Here is a 21,824-nt window from a genome sequence, read left to right on the forward strand (position 1 = left end):
CGGTAAACCCGGTCGGTGGGGTCGTGTCGCTGCGGTGAGGCGGGCTCCCGGAGGCCGATGATGAGGGTTCTCACGCCAACTCGTCACGACCCACCGGGGAGCCCTGTGTCCGAGAATACGACTGTTTCCGCTTCTGCCGTAGCCGACACGATCATCCGCACCGTCGAACTCGGCGTCACCATCCGCGACGCTGCGATCGACGGCGACACCACGATCGTGTTCTGCGACCTGATCACCACCGCGGCCGGCTGTTGCCCCGGCTGCGACATGGTCGGGAAGTACCGTGACCGGATCGAACGCAGAGTGAACGATGTTCCGGTGGTAGGGCACCCGCTGCAGCTACGGGTACGTGTTCCCCGCTACCGGTGCACGAACACATCCTGTGGCCGGGAAGTGTTCTGCCACAACACCGACCGCCTCGCGAGGGCCGGGTGGTCCACCACCCGCCGCTGCGCGAGGTACGTCCTGCGGAGGTTGATCCTCGACCGCACCACCGTCGCCGCCGTGGCCCGCGAACTCGGCCTGTCGTGGGACACCGTCAACGCGATCGCCGTCGACGCCACCACCACTGTGGTGGCCGCCGACACCACCCGCTTCGACGGTGTGCGGGTGATCGGGGTCGACGAACACAGGTGGGCGCACACCCGACACGCTGCTGGTGGTGGGTTCGTGACGGTCATCGTCGACCTGACGCCGGTCGTCGACGGAACCGGCCCGGCGCGGTTGCTCGACCTGGTACCGGGGCGTTCGGCGGCGGCGCTGACGGGGTGGCTCGCACAGCGCACCGACTCTTTTCGAGCGGGGATCGAGGTGGTGGCGATGGACGGGTTCGCGGCTACAAGAGCGCCGCCACCGGCAGCGTCCCCGATGCGGTGACGGTGATGGACCCGTTCCACGTCGTCGCCCTCGCCGGAACGACACTGGACTTGTGCCGCCAGCGAGTGCAGCAGGACACCTGCGGGCACGGGGGCCGGACCGGTGACCCGCTGTATCGGACGAGGCGCACCCTGCGAACGAGGGAGGTGTTGCTGTCGGATCGTCAGAAAGGCAGGCTTGCAGCAACGTTCGCCGACCCGAACCACACTCCGGTGGAGGTGACGTGGGCGGTGTATCAACGGTTGATCGCCGCGTACGCCCACCCCGACCCGAAGCAGGGGCACCGGATTCTCACTCGATTGATCGACACCATCCGCACCGGCGTCCCGGACGGTCTCGAGGAGCTCGCCCAACTCGGGCGGACCCTGCACCGAAGGCGGGTGGACATTCTCGCCTACTTCACCCACCGGGCGTCGAACGGGCCGACCGAAGCGATCAACGGCAGATTGGAAGCGTTGCGGCGCAACGCTCTCGGATTCCGCAACCTCACGCACTACCGCATCCGATCACTACTGCACTGCGGCAACCTCACCCGCGCACTCGATGCACTCTAAAACCGGAAGAGCCCAAAATGTCTACCTTGCGTGCGCTGATCTGGGTGTAGGTGTCACATTTGTCGGAGGTGTGGATGAACGCCTGCTGCCCCAAGGCATCAGCAATATCGCACTGTTGCCGCACAACCATGAACTGCTGGGGTTGATGCCTCTTGGAATAGCGCGACCGTGACCTCCTGGGACACGCTGCCCGACCTCGGATGGGGCCGTTCGCGTGAACGAGGTGCACGCTCCAGGGCGTTTGATGTTTTGACTATCCAGCGTGAACGGGTTCATGGCTTCCTGTGGAATTTACGGGCGCTGCTGATAATTCTTGGCTCCGTCCGCGGCCTGATGACCACCATGGTGCACGAAATGCCCTCCATTGGGAGTTCGCGACCGAACTACGCATCCCCAACCGTCGGGTCGTCGCTTCGGCGAGACGTACTTGCTCATCCGTCTCTTCGACGTGATACCAAAACTGGTCCGGGGGTCAAGTGGCCAGAAACCTGCATGAACACTCCGTTACAGGTTCGGCAGGTCGGTTGTGTCGTCTACAAGATTCGCGGCTTCGCGAAGGCCAAGACCGGGGTAGCTTTCGCGCAGCTTTTTGATCGCGGATATTCGTGACGACGACGAGGTCTTCGCTTTCCAGACTTCGCGCGTGGGAACACTGCTGGGTTCGACCCGTGTCACCTCGGGCGAGGAGGCGCGATTGCGTCTTCGACGCTGCCGCACGATAGACGTGGCAATGATGGCAAACGCCAGGAGATATAGAACAGCGAATGTGATGTTCCACGGTGAGGGCTCGTCGATGACGTTGCCGACGATCTGCGCGACCAGCACGACCGAAACCACTACTAGATAAACAGTTCCCCATCGGTCGACGGTGGGGTTGTCATACCACTTCCGCTTGGTCATGACTCCGGCCTTTCATCTGTTGAGTTTGTCGTTATCAGCGGTGACGACTTGACCGACTCTCGCTGGCCAGGATTCGATTTCGGGGATCGCGCGGACAGCGTCGACGGTCTGTCTGCTGCCTCCGAGGTAGACGCACGGAAAGTCGAAGTGGGCGACCATGCACCATGAATGGTCGGCGGGCCACCAGATGTGCGGTGACAAGGCCCGGTAGGAGAGCGTGGCGCGTGCGCCGGGGCCGCGAAGCAGAAAGTAGTTGTCGCCGTTGATGACCGCGGTCGGCGTCGTCGCGCGTATGTCGTCGAGTGAGGTGTTGCCTTCCCAGATGGCGAACCAGCAATCGTCGGGCGTGCTGGTGTGTTCGGCGAGAACCTGTACCACCCGCGTAAGCTGGCTCGTCCAATCGAGGACAGGTGTGGCGGCGGTCGGGGGGTTCGACTGGAGGGACCCACGTTCGCCCTTCGCTTCGATTGCGTGCAGTTCCATCTCGGCGTGGGCGATTGCCCCGGTGTGGCGTGCGATGTCGGACCAGCGAACCAGGCTCGTGTTGCCGTTCTGATCGGATACACGCACCGGATACAAGATTCGGGCATAGGCGTCGAACGTGGCGGGAACGAGGGACCCGATTGTAGTGGTGGGTGCGAATTTCAGGTTGTCGGCAACCCAGCGGCTCTCCGAGACATCCTGCTGAAGATCGTTGTCCGTCCACTCGTCTTCCACAGCGACAGTCTCTCAGAAGGAGTCGAGAGGTAGTCGTCCTCAGCCCAAGTGCATCTGGCGTGTCCCCGGTGAACCAGGTACACGCCAGAACGTTCTCGACCGCCAGCGTTGGTCCACCCGGGAGCAGCTACGTCTGGCGATCCTGACCTGGATCGACCGGACCTATCACCGCCGGCGTCGCCAACGACGCCTCTGCAAACTCACGCCAATCGAGGTTGAGACAATCAATCAGAGCGCAAACGCGGCCTGAATCACTCAAACCTACGAGTCACGAGAGTGCCGCATCCAGAGTTGTCGAGGGCAACGTCGTCATCCATGACTGCAATTATGTGCCAAGGCGTTTCGTAGCTTCCGTTCGCTATTCGGTTCGGGGCAATGCTCTCGGTCCCGAGACCCGGACCCAGTCACACTTCGACTGCACGCCGCCAGAATCGACACCGTGGGAAACGAAACCGTGGGAAACGAAACCGTGTACCGGCCCGGTGGGATGTCCACTCCGACAACGTGAACGCCATCACCCGTGATGGTAAGGGGAGTCGGTATTGCGATGACGGAGCCTACACGTGCGATTGCAAAGTGGATTGCGAAATCATCCAACTCCCCGTATCCGCCCTCGGTGGCAATCGCAAAGGCAGCAAAGATTGCAGTAACCGCCGCCTTGCCCCGACCTTCACACGGCCGATATTGAAGGAGAAGCGGCAGAGCATGGCGTCTCATGCACACCCCTGACGATTCACGATCGCGGCAGACGCGTCTACCTGCTGTAACAACGCACGCGTGGACGCGGAGAGCGCGGTGAGGTCAGTAGCGGCGGGCCGCCGAGCGCACAGCCGTCGGGTCTTCAGATGCGTCCGTCTCCCGTCGCCTTGTCCGAGTGGATCCAACCAATGGTCGAGCAGCATCGGATTTACGAAGTCGCGGGCGGACGGGCTGGGTTCTCTCAATGAGTCGATGTCCATGAATGTCAGGCCGTCTCTGCGGGTCTCGAGGTATCGCGCTTGGGAACCTATCGATGGTCAGGTGTCTCCTCGCGTGCTCGGCTGAGAGAGCGATTGTCGGTTCCTTGCTCAGTCTGCGCGGTCGTCTGCGGCTCGGTCGAGCAGGCCTGCGACGTCCAATTCCGTCGGCCACTGCATGACGGGCCAGTCGGCTTGAAAGGTCTTGCTGCCTCCCCGGGCGGTGACAGCGATTCGACCTCGCGAATCGATCGTGATCGAGGGCCGCGTCGTGCGCACCGGCACACTGGTCAGCGGGAGAAATGTGCGTCCGCTGTAGATGGTGAGAAGCCAGAATTGTTCGGTGCGGTCGTAGGTCACCGGTCCTGGTAGCGGCCACCAGCCAGCCGGACCGGTGCCGTCCGGTGGATGGGCGATCGTCCATGCATAATCGCCGACCTGGCCTCCAAAGAAGTGACGGCCTGTTGGCCATATCGTGCCGTCGGGCCGCAGGCTGAGGTCTGCTTGGACAACACCGATGTCGGGACCCTGAACCAAGCGCAGAGGGTTTCCAGCGAAGAAGGGCTCACTGCGACGGCGGCGATCTATGGGCTCGGGGATCGGTCTAGAGGTCGACTGACCGTCGAGCATTACCCCGCACGAGCTGCTTGCGCTGTCCGCGCGCTCCCACGACGGCCACGAAGTAGTCGTCGACTACAGCGACAGAGTTCACGTAGCCGTCGACGGCTGGGACATCGATCGGGTCGGAACCGGGGCGGTACAGCCGCCAGGTCGCGTCGCCGGCGAAGGTCAGCAGGGTTTCGTCGTTGACCGTGGCGGTGTAGGTGGGGCGTTCGTCGACCTGAACAGGTTTGTTGCCGGGCGACAGCCAATAGGTGCCGTCAGCTCCCGTGACCCAGCACCCTGACGGCGTCGCCCGGACGTAGCGTCTGTCGCCGATCGCGCCCGGCAACAGGTATTCGGTCACCCGCTGGTGGGCGTCGACGCTGACCGCCAGCGGGAGGGAGTCGTCGATAGACCACAGCAGATCGCCGGCGACCGAGATGTCACTCGGCTCGATGCTGGGGCGAGCGGGGATGGGCGGGACATCGTCGAGATCGAGGTCGACAACCACCGAAGTCTCTCCGTCGACGTACTCCGCGTCGTCCTCGAGCATGCGGTGATCGAAGAAGCGAGGCGCCGCCTCGACGTCGCGTGTTCTGCGGGAGCCGGGTTTGGGGGCGATTGTTCCATCGGGCCCGCGGCGGAAGCGGTGGCCGATCATCTGCACACGGGTCACTCGGCCGCGGAAGCGGCCACCGGGATCACCCGCGTAAACACCCAGGAAGCGGCCGGTCAACTCGATGTCACCGGTGCGGGGCCGGAAGCCGCGCCAGGTAGCAGTCCACCCGTCACCGCGGAGAAGGCCGTTCCACTGCCATCGGCGGGGAGAGTCGGGGCCCGTGTACTGCCGAATAGGCTTCTTCGTCGTCGATTCGAGCTGCGCTCGGATGACAACGACTTCGACCGCGCGCTGCGTGGAACGACACACCGTCGCTGACAGTCACTGTCCAGCTGAAATTCGCAGGAGGCTGCATGAGCAGGGCATGAGATCGACTACAGGGCGTCGCGCGATCGTAGCCACTCGCGTCAAAGTGTCGGAGCACACGAGAACGCCGCGGCAGTCACCGGTGGGCCCGGGCGGTGTTTCTCTCGGTCGCGTCATGAGTCAGCGGCTGCCCATTCGCCGTCGTCGTTTCGTAGGTACTCGATCGATGTGTCACTGATGCGGGCAGTTCGGGGGTTGAGCCAGTGGGTGGCGTCGGGTGTCCAACCGGCAAGGACGCTTGCGCTCTCGGCGCCGGGCAGGTGCACAGGCCACCGCGGTGCCGGTGGCGGTGAGGTAACGCCCAGATGGTGGGACCAGCTATCCCCACATCATTGGGATTCGACTACTTGGAGTTCAACCGACAACGACTGACACCAACGTCATGACCCGCAATCGCTTGCAGGGGTGCTGGCCGGCGTACTTGCGTCTTCTAGTTGGCGGCAACTACTTGCTCACCAGAGGGCGAGGGAGAAGCCCGCGATTTCGGCTGCGAGGATCCGTTTTTCGATCGCGTGGGCGTCCTCGTCGGGCAAGCGCAGAGTCGGCTTTGGTCAATGCACAGGAACAGAATGGCTGGTGGCGCTGGATTCCGCACACGGCCGGTCATTCGTTTGGATGAACTGAGCACTGGTTTCTGTGCGCTGCCAACGGTCCGGATAGTCTGTTTCATTGAGAGTCCGCGGTTGTGATTGGAGTGCGTTTGTGAGTTCACCGATGTTGGCAAAAGGTCAGAACGTGTCGCTACCAGAGGTGACGAGCGTGCTCGATATCGTTGTCTCGTGGGTCGATTCGGATCGCGACCTCGATGCCTCCGCGTTGCTGGTTGGCGTGGACGACAAGGTCCGCTCGGATGCCGACTTTGTGTTCTACAATCAGTCCGAGTCCGCGGAAGCGGCGGTTCGCTATTTGGGTAGCAGTAGTACCGATGAGGGTAAACAGGAGCGGATCTCAATTCAGCTGGCCTCGGTGCCGGTTGACGTCGTGAAGATTGTGATCGCTGGCAGTTCGAGTGATCTGGCGTTGGGGGAGTTCGGGAAGCTCGCGTTGCAGGTGCGTGATCAGTCGGGTTCGGTTCTCGGGGAGTTCATCACCGCAGACGCGGATACCGAGCGAGCGTTGGTCTTCGGCGAAATCTATCGACGAGACGGTTCCTGGAAGCTTCGTGCTGTGGGGCAGGGCTGGCAATCAGGTTTGGCAGGGTTGGCCGCTGACTTCGGAGTCGATGTCGACGATAGCGAAGCCTCAGAGGCTACCGAGGACATCGTCGTCGCCGAGGTCATCGAGGCAACCACCCGCACCGTCGCAGCTGACGGCGAAATTGTCGAGGTCGCGTTGAACACTGTCTATGCGCCCAAACGCGGGGTCCGCACGAAGAAGCCGACCGCGAAGAAGGCGGCGATGCCACAGTTCACTCTTGCGGGCGCGGAGACATGGCAGAGCGCTCGGTTGTTCTCGATTTCCGGTGTGGGGTCGGGAGAGGAGCAGGAGAAGCGTGCGACGTCGGCGCTGATTGCGACGATGCAGGCTGTCCGGCCCTTTGCACGCGCGATCTGCTCGCGAGCGGGGGCACCGGCGGGGCCGTTCGAAGGCTATCTGGAGGTTCCGTTCGTAAAAGGCGAAGGCAAGGTCATCCCCGACGGAGTGTTTCGGGTCTCGCGTGCTGGGCACGTGTGGACGGCGTTGCTGGAGGTGAAGACCGGTAGTGGCCGGTTGCAGAAAGAACAGTTGGAGAATTATCTCGATGTGGCGCGCCGACACAAATACGAGGTGGTGCTCAGTTTGTCCAACGATATTCCGGCGTCTGCGGGGGAGTTGCCGGTGGAGGTGAGCAAGTCCAAGCTCACGAAAGTCGCACTGCGTCATATTTCGTGGTCCGAGATCATTCACGAAGCTCGAATGTTGCTCTCTCATGGCGGTCTGACGGATCCATTGCAGGTGTGGATTCTCGACGAGTTCGTGCGGTACCTGACGCATCCGAAGTCGGGGGCGACAGAGTTCGTGGATATGGGTCGCCATTGGGTGGCGGTACGTGATTCGGTGGCTGCCGGGACGTTACGGCTTAGTGATGCAAAAGGATTGGCGGTGGCCAATACCTGGGCGTCGTTGTCGCGGCATCTGGCGTTGCGCATGACTGCGGAGTTGGGTGCGAGCGTGAAATATTATTTGCCGCGTAAGTTGAGCGGCGATCCTCAGGCCAGAAATGAGTACCTAGTCGAGCGGCTTGCGTCGACTGGAACGTTGGCGGCGACGCTGCGCATTCCCGATGCTGCTGGTGATTTGACGGTCGAGGCGGATTTGCGGACCAACAAGATTCAGTGCAGCACCGCGATCGACGCACCCGATGATGGGACTGCGCTCAAGCGAACGTCTTGGCTGATAAAACAGCTCAAGGATGCGCCTGCGGAGACTTTGGTGGAAGCGGTGTTCTCGGATGCGGCGGAGATTTCGTGTGAGAGTCTGGCGACAGTCCGCGGGGATGCGAAGTCGTTGACGGCGGGCCGGGCCAGTGTGCTCGCGCGGTTCACGTTGACGGCGCCGACGAAAATGGGAAGCAAGCGGTCCGGTTCGGCGGCGGGGTTCATCGGGAGCATCACCGATGGCGTCGACGAGTTCTATCGCACAGTGCTGCAACCACTCAAGCCGTGGGTGCCGTCCGCCCCGGAAGCCGGTGATCGCGAGTCGGTCGCCGTAGCGGACACGAGGGCTAAGCGTTCGTGAGCATTGTTCGTAGTTGAAGGTGCACTGAGGGCTGCTCGCAGAGCAACGATCTCCCGAGTGAGTTCGGCGATCTGGGCATGCGTTGCTGCTTGGTTCTGGTCGTCTTGTTCGGCGACCTTCTGCACCAGCCATGATGCCAAAGTGGCGGTGACCACGCCGAGCAGGGCGATGCCGGCGATCATCAGACCCACTGCGATGCATCGGCCGGTGACTGTGGTGGGGGCGTAGTCGCCGTAGCCGACTGTGGTCACCGTTGCGGCTGCCCACCACAGTGCGTCGGGGAATGTTTTGATGGTGGATTCCGGGATTGTGCGTTCGGCATCGTACATCGCCAGGGATGCGACAAAGATCAAAAGTAATGTTCCTGCGATCGCGTACGTGACGACTCGTCCGCGCAGGGCGCCGCCGATTGACCGTTGCAAGAAACTGACCAAGGTCAGCAGGCGTAGGAGTCGGAGCGGGCGCAATATGGGCAGGACAACGATGGCCAATTCGTGAAGATGCAGAGCGAACCAGCGTTTTCGTTGTTCGGCGAGAGTCAGTCGAACAAGGTAGTCGATGCCGAATATTACCCAGATCGCGAGGACGGCGTTTTCGGCAATTCTGTCACTCAGTCCACTTGGTTGAGTCAGCACTGTCCACGCGTAAATCGCGAGAAACGTCAAAGCTGCTCCAGCAAGCGGCCATTCCGTCGACCGCTCCCACCGCTCATAGTTCATGAGGGGGAACTGTACCGCGCGAAGCGGGATGCTTGGCTGGACGTCTGGGGGCGTGCAGTACTTTGAGCTCAGAGACTAGGCCGATCGTCGGGAAGCGATGGCGAGCAACTTCTTCGAGCATTGCTCGGCTTGGTTCCACACCACCCCGCGTCGTTCCTTACAAAACGTCCGACGCAACTGAGCAGCGCCGTTGTCATTGCTCGGCCGGGGTTCTCGTGGATTCAAATACAAACCGAGGTCGAACAGAACCATCTCAACGCCACCCAGCTCCGCGAGCTGGTAGCCATATTCGACGACCCCCCCTTGCGCTTTGGGCGACTCGGAATTGATCTGTTACGCCGCCGTAGATGCGTAGATTTTGCCCAGGGAAGGTAGAAGCGATTCTGCAGTCGGGTCTTGGCAAGGTCGATGCGACCTCCGCAACAACAGTCATGGCTTTCATGAGCCAGGGTCAGTAGCTTGCCGCGATCAGAAATGGGTCCCAAGTTCGACAGCATTTACGAAAGACATGTTCATCGAAATTCCTCACCCGTGGTCGACTGCTAACGAGTTCAAGTGCCGGCGGAACCTTTGTTCGACGCGGTCGCCGCTCGCGCTGCTGTGTGTGAGGCGATGGATACGCGGCGTCGGAGCGTTATACGAGACTCTCGCCACTGGAGGAAAAAGCGGCGCGGTCAGCAGGGGATGATGTAGCCGGGATCGGTTGTGGTGTCGAGTATGTGAGCATCCGGTCGTAACATCTGCAAGGCGCACGCTCGGAGTACGCCTTGTTCATCTCTCGAAGCGGTCCTCGATACAGTCCCGATTTCTGTCGGTGTCGGCGGTCAGCCGACTGCTTGATGAGGTCGGTGAGGTCGCCTTATCTCAGCACGCTGAAACTCGTTGTCCCGGAGACAGATCCGACCGCAGTTCCCGATGAAGACCGAGTCGGAGGCAGAAGATCACGCAGTTTTGAGCGGAATGATCTGTTCGAGTGTGTGGGTCAGTTGGGTACGTTGGGTCTCGATGTCGTACCGGTTTTGGAGGTTGAGCCAGAAGCGTTCGGTGGTGCTGAAGTAGCGGGCGAGGCGTAGTGCGGTGTCGGGGGATATGCGTCTGGTTCCGTGGACTATTTCGTTGATTCGTCTCGGGGGTACGGCGATGGCAACGGCAAGTTTGTGTTGGGTGATGCCGAGTGGGTTGAGGTAGTCCTCGAGGAGGATCTCGCCGGGATGGATGGGCTCCATGATGGTGTCGGTGTCTGGCATGGTGGTTGCTCCTTGTCGTTCTAGTGGTAGTCGACGATTTCTACGTTGATGGGTCCCGCGGGTGTCCAAATGAAGCAGATGCGCCATTGCTGGTTGATGCGGATGCTGTGTTGACCGGTGCGGTCACCGCTGAGTTTTTCGAGTCTGTTGCCGGGTGGGACTCGGAGGTCGTTCACGTCGTCCGCGGCGTCGAGAATCAGCAGTTTGCGCAGTGCTGCGCGTTGGAGTTCGGGAGCGAGTTTTGTGCGGGTGCGGTTCCAGACATGTTCGGCGGTTTTGTTGGCGAAGGACTGCAGCACCCATCCAGGGTATAACGAATGACGTTATTAACGCAAGGCGTTATGCTCGACGGTTCGCGCTGATGGAATTGGGATTGACTGCCTCTCATTGTCACTGTTTGCTCCTAGTGACTTTTGTCGAGTCCGCCATAGGCTGTACAAAAACAGTCCCCAGGTCGTCCATCGATAGGCACAGGTCCCTCGTGTAGAGCCGTCGAACAGTGCGGAGGGAGACTTAGTTCAGCACGCGTCATGGAATTCGGCTTCGGAGACCACCTGCGATGACGCGGTGAGGACATGCCCTGGCGGCAGAGAGTCCACCTCGCTCTGTGTTGCCGATACCTGGGCCGCTTGGGCGTTCTCGTCTTTCAGAGATGCGATGACGATGAACAGTGAATCGGGATCCTCCGAAAGTCGGACTGCACTATCCGCAGCCCACGGGTCGGCGGGTGCAGTCAGCGGCACTTCGATGCGGTCCTACCGACGATGTCCGTGTCGATGGCGTTGCCGCATCCGCTCACCGACGCTGCCAGAACGAGGGTTCCGATAATCATTGGTGAGCGCATGACTTAGTTGCCCGTCGTATTGCCCTGAAGGTTGACGAAAGTTGCTCGCCAACGGTTCTCGGCCGTCACCAGTTCGATCTCAGAAGTAGTAAGACCGTGGGAGGAGAAGGATTCGATCTCCGTCCTGGTCAACGGCCACGGAGGTCCGTCGACATCGACACCTTCCTCGCGGATTCCGGATACGACCAGCAATGTCCCGCCCGCCGACACGGTCGAGGCGATCGCGGCGATGGCATCGGATCGCACCCACAGTGGCATCGACTGAACCGTGATCGATTCGATCACCACGTCGAACGTGCCACGCCACTGCGTCGGCATCGCAAGAACATCGGCAACCTCGTAGTTCACCGCAGACTGGGGGAAACGCCTTCGCGCAGCGTCGATGGCGGTCGGGGAGACATCGAATGCTGTTGTCTCGTAACCGAGGGACGCAATGAACTCGGCATCCGTCCCGTAACCACATCCGCCCACGAGGGCAGCGCGTCTGTCTCCCGCACGGCTCTGCGCCCACTCCACGATCAGCGGATTGGGTTCCACGCGATGCCATGGAACGACGGCGTTACCGTCGGCCGCTTCGCGGTAGAGCTTGTCGAACCAGCCCGTCGGGTCGCCTTGGTTGATCGACTCTGTGGCAAGTCGCTGGTCGTCTGCACTGTTCATGAAGGGTTTGGCACCTCTCGTCGGGACGCGTTCGATCATTATGCCGGGAATGAGTCCCAACTCAGGTGCACCCGGCTTTCAGGATGCGGGGGAGTGCCACGCCGTGGCACTGCGCAGTCATGACCGAACTATTTTCGCAGCCGACGACATCGCAGCATGTGATGTCGATGATGGACCACGGCCAGTTCTGCCTGCGTGGAGGCCTGGGCGACGAAGTGAACGAGCTCCCGCTCCTCGATATACTCTTGCAGCACAACCGACTTCGGGTGACGGTCTCACGATGGTGGTGCTGAACCCTCATCAGAACAACTTCGAGATGCCTATTGTGGTCGAAGTGTTCGATGCACGTCCTTCAAGCGACGCCGATGAGTGGCAGCAGGTATGCGAGCATCGCCTCGAAGTGAAACCCAAGGGTGTGCTGCAGATCGACTCGACCACGATGAGTCCAGTCGATTGCGTGAGGAGCCGAGTTGGATCACCGTCTTTCATGAGGACGGGAGCACGGAGATGGTGGAGCGAGTGGACCTCGAACAGCGACGTCTGGCTCGGTCGGAGCCGATCGAGCAGGTCGCGGGTTTCAATGGCGGCCAGACGCTCGCCGAGTTCGACCGCGACCTCGTAGTCGGACTCCTCGCTACCGACGCCGTGACCGCGCGCCGCATCGCGGTGTACTGCGCGAACGCAGCATGCGAACACGCCGGACTGGCAGACCTGCCGTGGGTGCGGCCGGCGCTCGACGTACTAGCCGAGAACCGAACTCCTCCGGCACCATTCGCAGACATCGGGCCGATCAACGACGCGTTCGCGCCACGACGTCTTCGAGCGCGACAGTCGTCAGTGCTCGGCCGAAGACTCCGTTCGATGGCAGAGGCGAGCCCCGGTTCATGACCATTCCTACGTTGTTCAGCGCGCAGGATCCGGATCCGCACAGGGCTGCGATCGAGACAATCGTCCACGCTTCGCATGCCTATGGTTTGCAAGCTCCGGTTCTCTACGCGGCACTCCGCGAGGCGTCCCCCGAACTGGTGGGATAAGTCGGTCCCGGTTCGAGTCGGGATACCGGCTATGTTGCGGTGACTGTGTCGCTCAGGTCCTGCTCGACCGCCGGGAGTGCCACGCTTACGAAGGCCAGGTTGTTGCCGTCGGGATCTTCAAGGTCGCGGTCGTACATGAAACCGTGATCCTGGGCAGGCCGAGGTTCGGAACCTCCGGCGCGCAGACCCGCCTGGACGACAGTGTCAACGGCGTCCCTCGAGTCGAGCGCCAGCGCAATCTGCACCTGCGCGCTCTTGGCCGGGTCGGCGACAGGCTTGTCGGTGAACTCGGCGAAAAACTCACGGTTCAGGAGCATGAACTGTAGATCGTGGTCCCACACCAGGCAGGCGACTTTACTGTCGGTGAGGAGCGGATCGATGGTCGCGCCGATAGCGGTGTAGAAAGTCTTGCTTCGTTCGAGGTCGGCGGTCGGGAAACTCACGGAGATCTTTGCGGGCATGGCGGTCACACTTCCTTGGTTGCGGCACCCGGTTCGTCGGGATACAGCGTGTAGACGAGTAGTCGGATCGAAACTCTTCGGTCACAAGGAAATGCGACTCGGAATTGAGATTGCACGGCGGGGAGAATGGTGATTTCACGGTAGGAGGGTGGCGATGCAGATCATCGTTTCACCGAAAACTGTAAGTAGCCAACCTCGGTCGGGAGGACGAAGCGCAAGACCGATTTGATCGTTCTGAAAGACAAAAGCCCACAGTACCTTTCGAAGCATGTACTTCGAAAGGTACTGAGGAGCGAATGTCTACGCATCTGTGCAGCTTGCCGATGCGCATTGCGGGCCTCGAATGAGCGGTGAGCCTTCGTCTTCGGTTACGCGCGGATCATGGTCCCGTAGCGTTCGGTCGGGTCGAGGTGCAGGCCCGCTTTGAGCTGGACGGTCACCACATCGGCGAGTACTTCGGTGGCGCCTGACTCGATACCGTCGAGAGCGGCCGTCACGACTGCAGCGGGTGAGGCTTTCGGTACGTCGATGCCCGCTGTCATGTCGGTGTCGACCATCGCCATGTGTAGGCCGGTGACCTGTGTCCCTTGGGCTGCCAATTCGACCCGAGTTGCGTCGGTCAAGCTCCAGGCAGCGGCTTTCGACAAGGCGTAGGACGTTGCTCCCGGGGCGGTGAACCAGGCCGCTGCCGACAAGACGTTCAGGATCGCGCCGCCTCCGTTGGTTGCGAGGATCGACGCGAATGCGCGGGTCAGCTTCAGCGGCCCGAAGAAGTTCGTCTCGAGATCGTGGCGGATCGTATCGAGGTCTCCGCTCACGAGATCGGCACCGGATGAGATACCGGCGTTGTTGATCAGCAACTGGACATCGGTTGCTCGGGCGGCGACGGCCTCGATCTGACCGTCGTCGGTGATATCGAGGGTGACTGCCACCACGCCGTCGGTGCTGATCGAATCCGCGTTGCGGGCGGTGGCATAGATCTTTGCTGCACCACGCTCCTTCAGTTGCCGGACAAATTCGGCGCCGATGCCGCGGTTGGCGCCGGTCACGAGAACGGTCGAGTTCTTGATCTGCATGTGAGTCTTTCTGTAGTGATCGCTATGGAATGCGTTTCGAACGTAGCACATTACGTAGTGACTGCTATAGAATGGGGAAATGATGGCCGGCAGACCGAGAACATTCGACCGCGAGACAGCGATCGTCGTCGCTATGGAACAGTTTTGGCGCGACGGCTTCGAATCCACGACCGTTGCCAAGCTGACCGAGGCGATGGGAATCACCCCACCCAGTCTCTATGCGGCGTTCGGTGACAAGGATCAACTCTTTCAGGCCGCAGCAGCCTGCTACTTCACCAGCGTGAGTGCCCAATTCGAGAAAGCGCTGTCACTACCGACATTTCAGGAGAGTGTTGCCGAGATGCTCCACCTGAGCGCCTTTGCTCATACGGACGAGGGAACGCCCCCCGGCTGCTTCATCGCGACGGAGCCGCGACTGGCCGGCCAGCGTGAAATCCTGCGTCAGCGCCTCGTGGATCGCGTTACCCGCGGCATCGCAGAGGGAGATGTGCCACGCGGTTCCGACCCGGAACAGCTCGCGAGCTTTGTGATGGCTGTGCACAGTGGAATGTCGTCCCGTGCACGCGACGGTGCGAACTCCGGGGAACTGATGTCGATCGCAGAGATGGGTCTGACGGCGCTATCGTTTCGTGCTTAGTCGTATGCGGAACGGGCTGTCGTCGCCGGGTGCTGAATGCGTTCGGTGGCAACGACTTTCAGGCAAAATCGAGTCAGTCGACCGTACCGTCGTTGTCACCCTGGGCCGGTGCAAGAATGCCGATGACGCCAGCGCACAACAGTTCTACCAGGCGTCGGTACACGCGGTCGGGGTTTGCGCCGGCTGGATAGCCTTCTTGCGCTTCGAGGACACAGAACCCGTGTAAAGCGCTGCGCAGCGACCAAGCTGCTTGTTCGGAATCATCCGCGCTCAATCCATAACCGGCGATGACGCGATCGATGACGTCGACAACCTCGCCGACGGCGGCCACGAGATCGGCGTGCGGGGCGGTGGGGTAGCGGTCGGTAATGGCGTATAGGCCGGGGTGCGAGCGGACGAAGCTACGCCACGCGTCGGCGAGTGCGATGACGGCGTCGTCCTTGGCGAGCCCGACGGCGGCTGCGCGGAGGTCCTCTGCCAGCAACTGTCGCGCGAGCAGGCTGAGCTGATGCTGGACGTCGTCGACACCGTCTACATGCTTGTACAGAGCTGACTGTCGCACGTCGAGGGTATCGGCGAGTCGACTGAGGATCAGGGCATCGGGCCCGTGGCTGTCCACGAGTTCGGCGGCGGCGGTGATGATGCGTTCGCGGGTGACCGGGATTCTCATGTGAACATCTTCCCTTGTGGGGACGCGGCGATACGAAAGTGATAACTTATCACCATGAGTGATGCTCCATCCCTAGGTGTCGTTCGCGATGCAACTCGCGATGCTCGACGTCGTCGAGATCTGCAGGTGGTGGTCACGGGCGCTTGCATCCTGGGGATGACGTCGATCCTGTACGACTTGTCCGGCGTCTCGCCCGCGACCGGCGCGTTCTTTCGGTGTCTCTACGCCTTGATCCCGCTCGTGATCGTCGTACTCGTGCAACGACGTCGCCCGCAAGCTCACCAGACTCCCGGTCGGTGGGTAACCAAAGCCGTCGTCGCGGGAGTGTTCCTGGGTATCGACCTGCTTCTTTGGCATGAGGCGATCCACTCGATCGGCGCCGGACTGTCGACGGTTCTGCTGAACCTGCAGGTCGTGTTCGTGGCTGTCCTCGGGTACGTGGTCCTGCGTCAGCGCATCACTCGGGCACTACTGACGAGTATGCCGCTGCTCTTTGTCGGCGTCGCGCTTGTTGCGGGAATGAGTACATCGCTGACGGGGGCCAATCCGACGGTAGGTGCTTCCTTCGCGATCATTGCAGCAGGAGCCTATGCCGTGTACATCTTCATGATGGGCTTGGCGACGCGTGCTGCCGGTAGGACCGGGCTGCCGATGCTGGTCTCCACTGCGGCCACCGGTGTGACGGCCGGATTGTTCGGCGTGGTCACCGGAACACTTGATCTTGCACCACCTTTGGCGGCGCAAGGTTGGCTCATTCTGTTGGCCTTGGTATCTCAGGTAGTGGGCTGGCTTTTGGTAGCGAGTGCCAGCCAACGGTTGCCGGCGGGAAATATCGCAGCCAGCCTCGTGCTGCAATCAGCGTCGGCGCTGCTGTTCGGTGCCGTCCTGCTATGTCAAATCCCCAGCATCGTACAAATTCTGGGCGCGGTGCTGATTCTTGCCGGAGTGGTTGTCGCGACGCGCCAGCCTGTAGCGAAATTACCGACGCGTGTTGTCGGCAGACGAATGGAGATCAAAGCATGACCGTCGCGGCCGACCGTATCTACATCAATGGTGACATCAAGACAATGGACGGTGCTTCTGTCGCCGCGCCGACGGCATTGATCATCAAGGGCGGCAGGTTTGTCGCGGTCGGATCCGACGCCGAGATCACAGCGTTGGCGGGTCCCGGCATTCAGGTAGTGGATTTGGCTGGGGCAGTGGTTGTTCCGGGATTCATCGAGACGCATCTGCACCCGATCATGTGGGGCATGTGGCTCAGTAACGTCAATGCGACGACCGGTGCATGCCCCACGATCGAGGAGGTCATCGCCGCGCTGAGTGAGCGGGCGGCGACAACACCGGCCGGCGAGCTTGTCCAGGCCTGGGGATTCGACGACAGCCTGGTGGCCGAAGATCGGGGATTGACGACGGCTGATCTCGACCGGGCATCGGTGCAGCATCCGATCATGGTGCGTCATTTGTCCGGCCACGGCGTCTATGTCAACTCTGTGGCTCTGCAGATGTGCGGTATCGATGCTACGACGGTCGATCCGGAGGGCGGAGTCATCGTTCGTGGGGCTGACGGTGTTCCGACCGGCGAGTTGTGTGAAGTGCCGGCAATGTCCCTGGTGTACAAGCTGACTCCCGCCGTCGACCCCAAAGCTTCGAGTCTCGCTCTCTTGCGCGCTCAGGAAGTGATGGCCTCGGTAGGTGTGACTAGCTTCCACGACATGTTCGTGACGAAAGAGATGTACAGCACCTACCGTGAACTCGAAGAGACCGGCGAACTGCGACTGCGGGCGCGCCTGTACCTCGGGCACGGTGTCCACGATCAGCTGGGCGATATTCCCGAACCGACCGCCTTGGTGAATGTGGGAGGGGTCAAGCTGATTTCGGATGGTTCGATTCAGCTGCATACCGCAGCATTGACCGAGCCCTACCACGATTTGGGTGGATGCCATTGCGGCGGAATGGCAATTCCGTCGGGCTCGCTCGACGCACTGGTGAACGAACATCATGCCGCAGGGCGTCAGCTTGCAATTCACACCAACGGCGATCAGGCCATCGATTTTGCGCTCGACGCTATTGCGGCGGCTCAGGCTGCGCACCCTGCAACCGGCATCATGCATCGCCTCGAACACGTGCAGACTTTGCGCGACGATCAGATAGAACGAATGGTCGAGCTAGGCGTTGTCGCTTCTATTTTCGTCAATCATGTTTACTACTGGGGTGATCGACACCGCGATCGGTTCCTGGGACAGCGGCGCGGTGAGCGGATCAGCCCGGTTGCGTCGGTAGTTGCTGCCGGCCTTCCTTTTGCTTTGCATTGTGATTGCCCGGTGACCCCTGTCAATCCGCTCTTCACCATGAATACCGCCGTGCATCGGGTGACCCGTGAGGGGCACGTTCTAGGCGCCGAGCAACGGGTGAGCGCCGACGTTGCACTATCCGGTTACACAAGTGCTGCTGCACAAATTACCGGAGAAGCCGCTGACAAGGGACGGATAGCCGTTGGTCTGTTGGCAGATTTTGTCGTGCTCGACGGTAACCCGATGGAGGAAGGTCCAGTGGATCTGTCGGCACTGAAGGTTCTTCGTACCGTTGTCGGCGGTGAGACGGTCTTCGAGGATGTGTAGGCCCATTGCACAGTGATCCTGTGTCGATCGAATGCTCAGGGGATGGGTGTTGGAGTCAGATCGTTTCCTGGTCCGATCACGGCGCAGTTATTCGTGGGTGCGGCGCCGGCGAAGCGTTCAGTGAGAAACTGGGCTGCTTGGCCCTGGAACGGTACGAAGGCTTCGGTATGGTCCAAGCCGGTGTATTGGGCGTAGGTCACCGCGACGCCACGGTTGCAGTACTCGTGTGCGAGCCCTTCCACATCACCGGTGACCATTACCGTATCGCCGATGCCGTCGGAATTGCCGACGCCGAGAAAGATTGGGGCGGTTGGTGTTCCAGTGCTTCCCATGATGTTGTCGTTGACGACCTCGACTGCCGCAGGCACCTGGAGGAGGGACGTGTACGGCGCTGCGAGCATTTCGGTGTCGGTCAACCCAGGGTAGCTGGAGGCGAAACCGCTGATGCAGTTCGATTGGACGGCGTCGACGATGTTCTTGCCCTTGTCCGACAGAAATGCGTCGGTATCGATGCCGTACGCCCGTTGGTAGGCGACGATCAGGGCGGGGATCACGCCGGCCCAATCCTTGGACCCACTGACGTATGGCAGGTTTCGGGCGAAATCGACCGGCGGGCCGCCTGCTGCGGCACCGACGATGTTCAGCTCGGGTGAGTATTGGGGGGCCACTTCGGCGCCCCACTGCGTGGGCACAGATCCACCCGAGTAACCGATGAGCCCGACCGGCATCGACGCAGGCAGTGCGAGAACCGATTCCGTGGCTCGGATCCCGTCGAGTGCCGCATACCCCGACTGGCGTCCGATGGTCCACTCGAGATCCTCGCCCTCGTAGTCAGGGACGACGACGGTGTACCCGGCGGCCATGTACCCGGCGATGACGGTCTGCTCGATCGTCGCGGTACGGCTGTCGCCGTGTCCGCTCAGGGTGTACGACGGGTCGCATTCGGTGCCGAGACCGTCGTAGGCGGTGTGGAACGAGATCAGTTTGGTCGGTCCTGGGACGAGTGGTCGCAGAACCGTCGCGACTGTCGTCACTGGGCTGCCCTGTTGATCGGTTGTCCGGTAGAGCACCTGCGTAGACGTGATCGGTGTAGCAATTCCAGGCGCGCCATATGCCGCGGGCCGGGTACGTAGGACAGCACCAGGTGCCGCAGTGTCGAGCGAGTCGGTCCAGTCGTAGAACGGATCGGCCGAGGGCAATGGTTGAACCGCTGGCGGTGAAGCCGGTTCGGCGGCAGCCAATCCGGTCGCAGAACTCACTACAGCGAGCGCCACGGCGGTCAGGACGGCGAGACGGCTGCTCGCTTCGATGGTGCGGCGAGTCATGGGATTTGCTACCCCTCTGTAGGTCGGATCTGCGTCCGGACGGTGCCGGCTCGTCGGTTCTTCCGCAGGTCCTCCTCTCGGATGCGAGTGCTTATTGCTTCGGAGTAAAAAATTTACCGGTGGTGGGAGCGAAAACGGCCGACTCCGCGAGAATTGCGCGGCTGCGCTGGTGGTGGCTGGTAGCGGGGGAGATGGTGTCGGGCCAGTCTGCGATTTCATCCAGGGCCCACTCGGCCCACTCGACGATGTGGCTGAAGTGCCCCATCATGAAGTTGTTGGCGAGCGCCATGAGGTGTTCGCGCTCCGGGAAGGATCCACCGTCTGTCTCTCTGATCAGGACGGCGTTCATTCCGAACAGGCTGCGGCTGTGGGCCGCTTGATCGCGCATGATCACGAGGTTGTTCCTCAGATCGTCGATGTTCCCCTGTTCCGCCACCAGCACGCGGATCATGCCCTCGAACTCGAAAGCGGAAGGACGCGATTCTGTCGACAGCCACGACGCCAATGCATCGCGTCCTTCCGTTGTAATCGAGTAGACAGTCCTGTTTCGAGCACCGACCGCCTGGTTGGTAGCAGTAACCAGACCGAGGCTAAGCAACTTCTTGGGGGCGTTGTACCGCTGCCTGTCCGCGCGTGGCCACAGTTCGCCGATGCCCTTGCCGAAGTGTTCTGCGATCTCATAGGCCGACCAATCTCGCGACACCAGCAATCCGAGGATCACATACGACGTCGTATTCAAATCCTCACGAGCCACGCTGACATTCCTCCGGGTGCTTACCGATGCAAAGCACCGAGCCTAGTGAATGGTTCAGTTGCCTTCCGTCTCACCTACCTCGCCGATGTCGTCAGCAGTATTTTCGTTGTCATTCCCACCGGTCGTCGCGTAGACATAGCCGATCAGTTTCTCCGCTAGTCGTGCTGCAGGGGCTTTGCCTTCTGCCGTGGGAGCAAGGTTCCCCCAGATGACCATCGTCACGTCGTTGACGGGGTCGTATCCCATGAACGAGTTGTAGCCGGGCAGCTCACCTGTGTGGCCGTACAGAGGGCCCATCTGTGCGATGCCGTACCCGTAACTGGCGGCCTTAGGTGATTCAGGGTCTGTGGAAGCGACGCTATCCATGCGCAGCTTCTGTGTCTTTTCGTCGAGAAGATCACCCTTCACCATCGCCTGTACCCACGTCGCGAGATCGTTGACCGTCGAGATCCCCTGTCCCGCCGACCAAGTCCACGAAGGATTGTCGCCAGTCGTATCGCGCGGTGATACGGACCCGGACTCGATCTCGGCCAGTCTCTCCGGCGACAGCGAATCCTTGCCCTCACCGAGAGTCTCGATGTTGCCGCTGTAGGAGTATCCCCGCGCGAACGGCGCAGGGATTGCGGTGTCGGTGTTTGCGGGAAACGACGTCCCGGTCATGTTCAGTTTCGAGAAGAACCGATCTTGAAAAATCTGCTCGATCGGCTTTCCATCGAGTTGTTCGGCGATCAAGCCCAGGAGCACCGTGTTGGTGTTGGAGTAATGCCACCCCTCACCAGGTGGAAAGTACGGCGGATTGGAAAGTCCGAGTGCGACCAGTTCCTCCGGTGCAAACACCCGTCCAGGATCGTCGTCCAAGGCCTGATTGAGCTCCACGGTTTCGGTGTAGTTGTAGAGTCCGCTGCGCATGTCGAGCATTTGTCCGATGGTGATGTTCTCCCCATTCGGCACGTCGGGTCGGTACTTGCTCACCGGGTCGTCGACCGATAGCTTTCCTTCTTGGACCATCTGCAGAATAGCGGTACCCGTCCACGTCTTCGTGTTGGATGCGATACGGATGCTGGTATCGAGCGTCGGTGTCTCGGTTCCGCCCAGTTCTGTTGCACCCCAGCTGTTTGTGTACTTTCCATCGGGGGTCTCGATGAGGACGACCATGCCGATTTCGCGTAATTCCTGTGCAGTTTCGTCGACTACTGCATCCATCGCGGCGGTGTCGAACGGCACCAACGCGCTATCGCCGGACTGCGTGCTCGTAGCCGACGACGCGGTAGCTGCCGAGTCGGTAGTCGGAGGACTCGTGTCCGACGAGCACGAGGCGGTGAATGTGATCACCGTGAGCATCGCGGCAACTGCAGCGTGCCGACGTCTGGGAGAGAGGGTCATCGATGGAGGCATCGTGAGCTCCTGGGTAGGCGAAGGGGTGTTGAAGGCTCCTCCTTCGATTATGCATCTTGCATGCTGCACATTGCA

General features: G+C 61.1%; 23 protein-coding genes and 2 pseudogenes. 9 read left to right on the forward strand and 16 right to left on the reverse strand.

The features are described from left to right. Window positions 1-105: 105 nt before the first annotated feature. A pseudogene (locus BJI47_RS11110) lies at window positions 106-1,430 on the forward strand (ISL3 family transposase). Further along, complete coding sequence (locus BJI47_RS24980) at window positions 1,420-1,602, forward strand: nitroreductase family protein (RefSeq protein WP_125458717.1); 183 nt, start codon at window positions 1,420-1,422, stop codon at window positions 1,600-1,602. Before BJI47_RS11110 ends, BJI47_RS24980 begins: the two are co-directional and overlap by 11 nt. A 332-nt stretch (window positions 1,603-1,934) precedes the next feature. Here the strand turns inward: BJI47_RS24980 and BJI47_RS11115 are convergent, their stop codons facing one another. Next, a complete protein-coding gene (locus BJI47_RS11115) occupies window positions 1,935-2,330 on the reverse strand; it encodes a hypothetical protein (RefSeq protein WP_088943790.1) in 396 nt (131 codons plus the stop codon). Between the two features lie 12 nt (window positions 2,331-2,342). Further along, window positions 2,343-3,047, reverse strand: coding sequence for a hypothetical protein (locus BJI47_RS11120; RefSeq protein WP_125458718.1), 705 nt, complete (start codon window positions 3,045-3,047; stop codon window positions 2,343-2,345). An 82-nt stretch (window positions 3,048-3,129) separates the two neighbouring features. On the opposite strand from BJI47_RS11120, the pseudogene BJI47_RS23760 reads away from it, so the two are divergent. After that, a pseudogene (locus tag BJI47_RS23760) lies at window positions 3,130-3,297 on the forward strand (IS3 family transposase); the annotation flags it as partial. 817 nt (window positions 3,298-4,114) lie between these two features. Here the strand turns inward: BJI47_RS23760 and BJI47_RS11135 are convergent. The 3 genes from BJI47_RS11135 to BJI47_RS24080 all read right to left on the reverse strand — a co-directional run bounded on the left by BJI47_RS11135 (window position 4,115) and on the right by BJI47_RS24080 (window position 5,857). Continuing rightward, window positions 4,115-4,540, reverse strand: a complete 426-nt coding sequence (locus BJI47_RS11135) for a hypothetical protein (RefSeq protein WP_088943794.1) — start codon at window positions 4,538-4,540, stop codon at window positions 4,115-4,117. 67 nt (window positions 4,541-4,607) lie between these two features. Continuing rightward, window positions 4,608-5,534, reverse strand: coding sequence for a hypothetical protein (locus BJI47_RS23765; RefSeq protein ID WP_125458719.1), 927 nt, complete (start codon window positions 5,532-5,534; stop codon window positions 4,608-4,610). Window positions 5,535-5,704: 170 nt separating this feature from the next. Continuing rightward, window positions 5,705-5,857 (reverse strand): hypothetical protein, encoded by a 153-nt coding sequence (locus tag BJI47_RS24080; RefSeq protein WP_176224805.1) that lies wholly within the window; start codon window positions 5,855-5,857, stop codon window positions 5,705-5,707. A gap of 436 nt (window positions 5,858-6,293) precedes the next feature. On the opposite strand from BJI47_RS24080, the gene BJI47_RS11150 reads away from it, so the two are divergent. Then, window positions 6,294-8,309, forward strand: a complete 2,016-nt coding sequence (locus BJI47_RS11150; protein ID WP_088943797.1) for a TerD family protein — start codon at window positions 6,294-6,296, stop codon at window positions 8,307-8,309. Here BJI47_RS11150 and BJI47_RS11155 read toward each other — a convergent pair. The 5 genes from BJI47_RS11155 to BJI47_RS11175 form a co-directional block, all read right to left on the reverse strand. Next, window positions 8,204-9,028: a potassium channel family protein gene (locus BJI47_RS11155; protein WP_088943798.1), complete on the reverse strand. Its 825-nt coding sequence runs from the start codon at window positions 9,026-9,028 to the stop codon at window positions 8,204-8,206. The genes BJI47_RS11150 and BJI47_RS11155 overlap by 106 nt on opposite strands. A gap of 941 nt (window positions 9,029-9,969) precedes the next feature. Next, a complete protein-coding gene (locus tag BJI47_RS11160; protein WP_217808534.1) occupies window positions 9,970-10,275 on the reverse strand; it encodes a HigA family addiction module antitoxin in 306 nt (101 codons plus the stop codon). Window positions 10,276-10,295: 20 nt separating this feature from the next. Then, complete coding sequence (locus BJI47_RS11165; protein WP_084345262.1) at window positions 10,296-10,574, reverse strand: type II toxin-antitoxin system RelE/ParE family toxin; 279 nt, start codon at window positions 10,572-10,574, stop codon at window positions 10,296-10,298. A 219-nt stretch (window positions 10,575-10,793) separates the two neighbouring features. Next, window positions 10,794-11,018, reverse strand: a complete 225-nt coding sequence (locus BJI47_RS11170) for a hypothetical protein (RefSeq protein WP_088943799.1) — start codon at window positions 11,016-11,018, stop codon at window positions 10,794-10,796. 104 nt (window positions 11,019-11,122) lie between these two features. Then, the gene (locus BJI47_RS11175; RefSeq protein ID WP_088943800.1) at window positions 11,123-11,779 is read right to left on the reverse strand and encodes a bifunctional 2-polyprenyl-6-hydroxyphenol methylase/3-demethylubiquinol 3-O-methyltransferase UbiG; all 657 of its coding nucleotides are present in this window, start codon (window positions 11,777-11,779) and stop codon (window positions 11,123-11,125) included. Window positions 11,780-12,286: 507 nt separating this feature from the next. Here BJI47_RS11175 and BJI47_RS11185 point away from each other — a divergent pair. Together BJI47_RS11185 and BJI47_RS24090 are read left to right on the forward strand one after the other, a co-directional pair. Next, entirely contained in the window at window positions 12,287-12,667 is a 381-nt protein-coding gene (locus BJI47_RS11185; RefSeq protein ID WP_139804862.1) for a hypothetical protein, read from the forward strand. After that, on the forward strand, window positions 12,664-12,813 hold the full coding sequence (locus BJI47_RS24090; protein WP_176224807.1) for a hypothetical protein: 150 nt from the start codon (window positions 12,664-12,666) through the stop codon (window positions 12,811-12,813). The genes BJI47_RS11185 and BJI47_RS24090 overlap by 4 nt, the downstream gene beginning before the upstream one ends. Window positions 12,814-12,842: 29 nt before the next feature. Here BJI47_RS24090 and BJI47_RS11190 read toward each other — a convergent pair whose 3' ends face one another. Together BJI47_RS11190 and BJI47_RS11195 are read right to left on the reverse strand one after the other, a co-directional pair. Next, on the reverse strand, window positions 12,843-13,274 hold the full coding sequence (locus BJI47_RS11190) for a VOC family protein (protein ID WP_088943890.1): 432 nt from the start codon (window positions 13,272-13,274) through the stop codon (window positions 12,843-12,845). Between the two features lie 368 nt (window positions 13,275-13,642). Further along, a complete protein-coding gene (locus BJI47_RS11195; protein ID WP_088943891.1) occupies window positions 13,643-14,350 on the reverse strand; it encodes an SDR family oxidoreductase in 708 nt (235 codons plus the stop codon). 79 nt (window positions 14,351-14,429) lie between these two features. Between BJI47_RS11195 and BJI47_RS11200 the strand changes: the two genes are divergently transcribed. After that, complete coding sequence (locus tag BJI47_RS11200; protein ID WP_088943803.1) at window positions 14,430-14,987, forward strand: TetR/AcrR family transcriptional regulator; 558 nt, start codon at window positions 14,430-14,432, stop codon at window positions 14,985-14,987. Between the two features lie 73 nt (window positions 14,988-15,060). Here BJI47_RS11200 and BJI47_RS11205 read toward each other — a convergent pair whose 3' ends face one another. Next, on the reverse strand, window positions 15,061-15,657 hold the full coding sequence (locus BJI47_RS11205) for a TetR/AcrR family transcriptional regulator (protein ID WP_088943804.1): 597 nt from the start codon (window positions 15,655-15,657) through the stop codon (window positions 15,061-15,063). Window positions 15,658-15,711: 54 nt separating this feature from the next. Between BJI47_RS11205 and BJI47_RS11210 the strand changes: the two genes are divergently transcribed. Next, window positions 15,712-16,680: a DMT family transporter gene (locus BJI47_RS11210; RefSeq protein ID WP_088943805.1), complete on the forward strand. Its 969-nt coding sequence runs from the start codon at window positions 15,712-15,714 to the stop codon at window positions 16,678-16,680. Next, window positions 16,677-18,275 (forward strand): amidohydrolase, encoded by a 1,599-nt coding sequence (locus tag BJI47_RS11215; RefSeq protein WP_088943806.1) that lies wholly within the window; start codon window positions 16,677-16,679, stop codon window positions 18,273-18,275. The genes BJI47_RS11210 and BJI47_RS11215 overlap by 4 nt, the downstream gene beginning before the upstream one ends. Before the next feature lie 35 nt (window positions 18,276-18,310). On the opposite strand, the gene BJI47_RS11220 is transcribed toward BJI47_RS11215, so the two are convergent. The 3 genes from BJI47_RS11220 to BJI47_RS11230 form a co-directional block, all read right to left on the reverse strand. After that, window positions 18,311-19,600: a lipase family protein gene (locus BJI47_RS11220; protein ID WP_088943807.1), complete on the reverse strand. Its 1,290-nt coding sequence runs from the start codon at window positions 19,598-19,600 to the stop codon at window positions 18,311-18,313. A gap of 91 nt (window positions 19,601-19,691) precedes the next feature. Next, entirely contained in the window at window positions 19,692-20,354 is a 663-nt protein-coding gene (locus BJI47_RS11225) for a PadR family transcriptional regulator (RefSeq protein WP_088943808.1), read from the reverse strand. Between the two features lie 54 nt (window positions 20,355-20,408). Beyond that, a complete protein-coding gene (locus BJI47_RS11230) occupies window positions 20,409-21,749 on the reverse strand; it encodes a serine hydrolase (protein WP_254900529.1) in 1,341 nt (446 codons plus the stop codon). Window positions 21,750-21,824 lie beyond the last annotated feature (75 nt).

Source organism: Rhodococcus sp. 1168, assembly GCF_002091955.1.
In the GTDB taxonomy this organism is placed as follows: Bacteria; Actinomycetota; Actinomycetes; order Mycobacteriales; family Mycobacteriaceae; genus Rhodococcoides.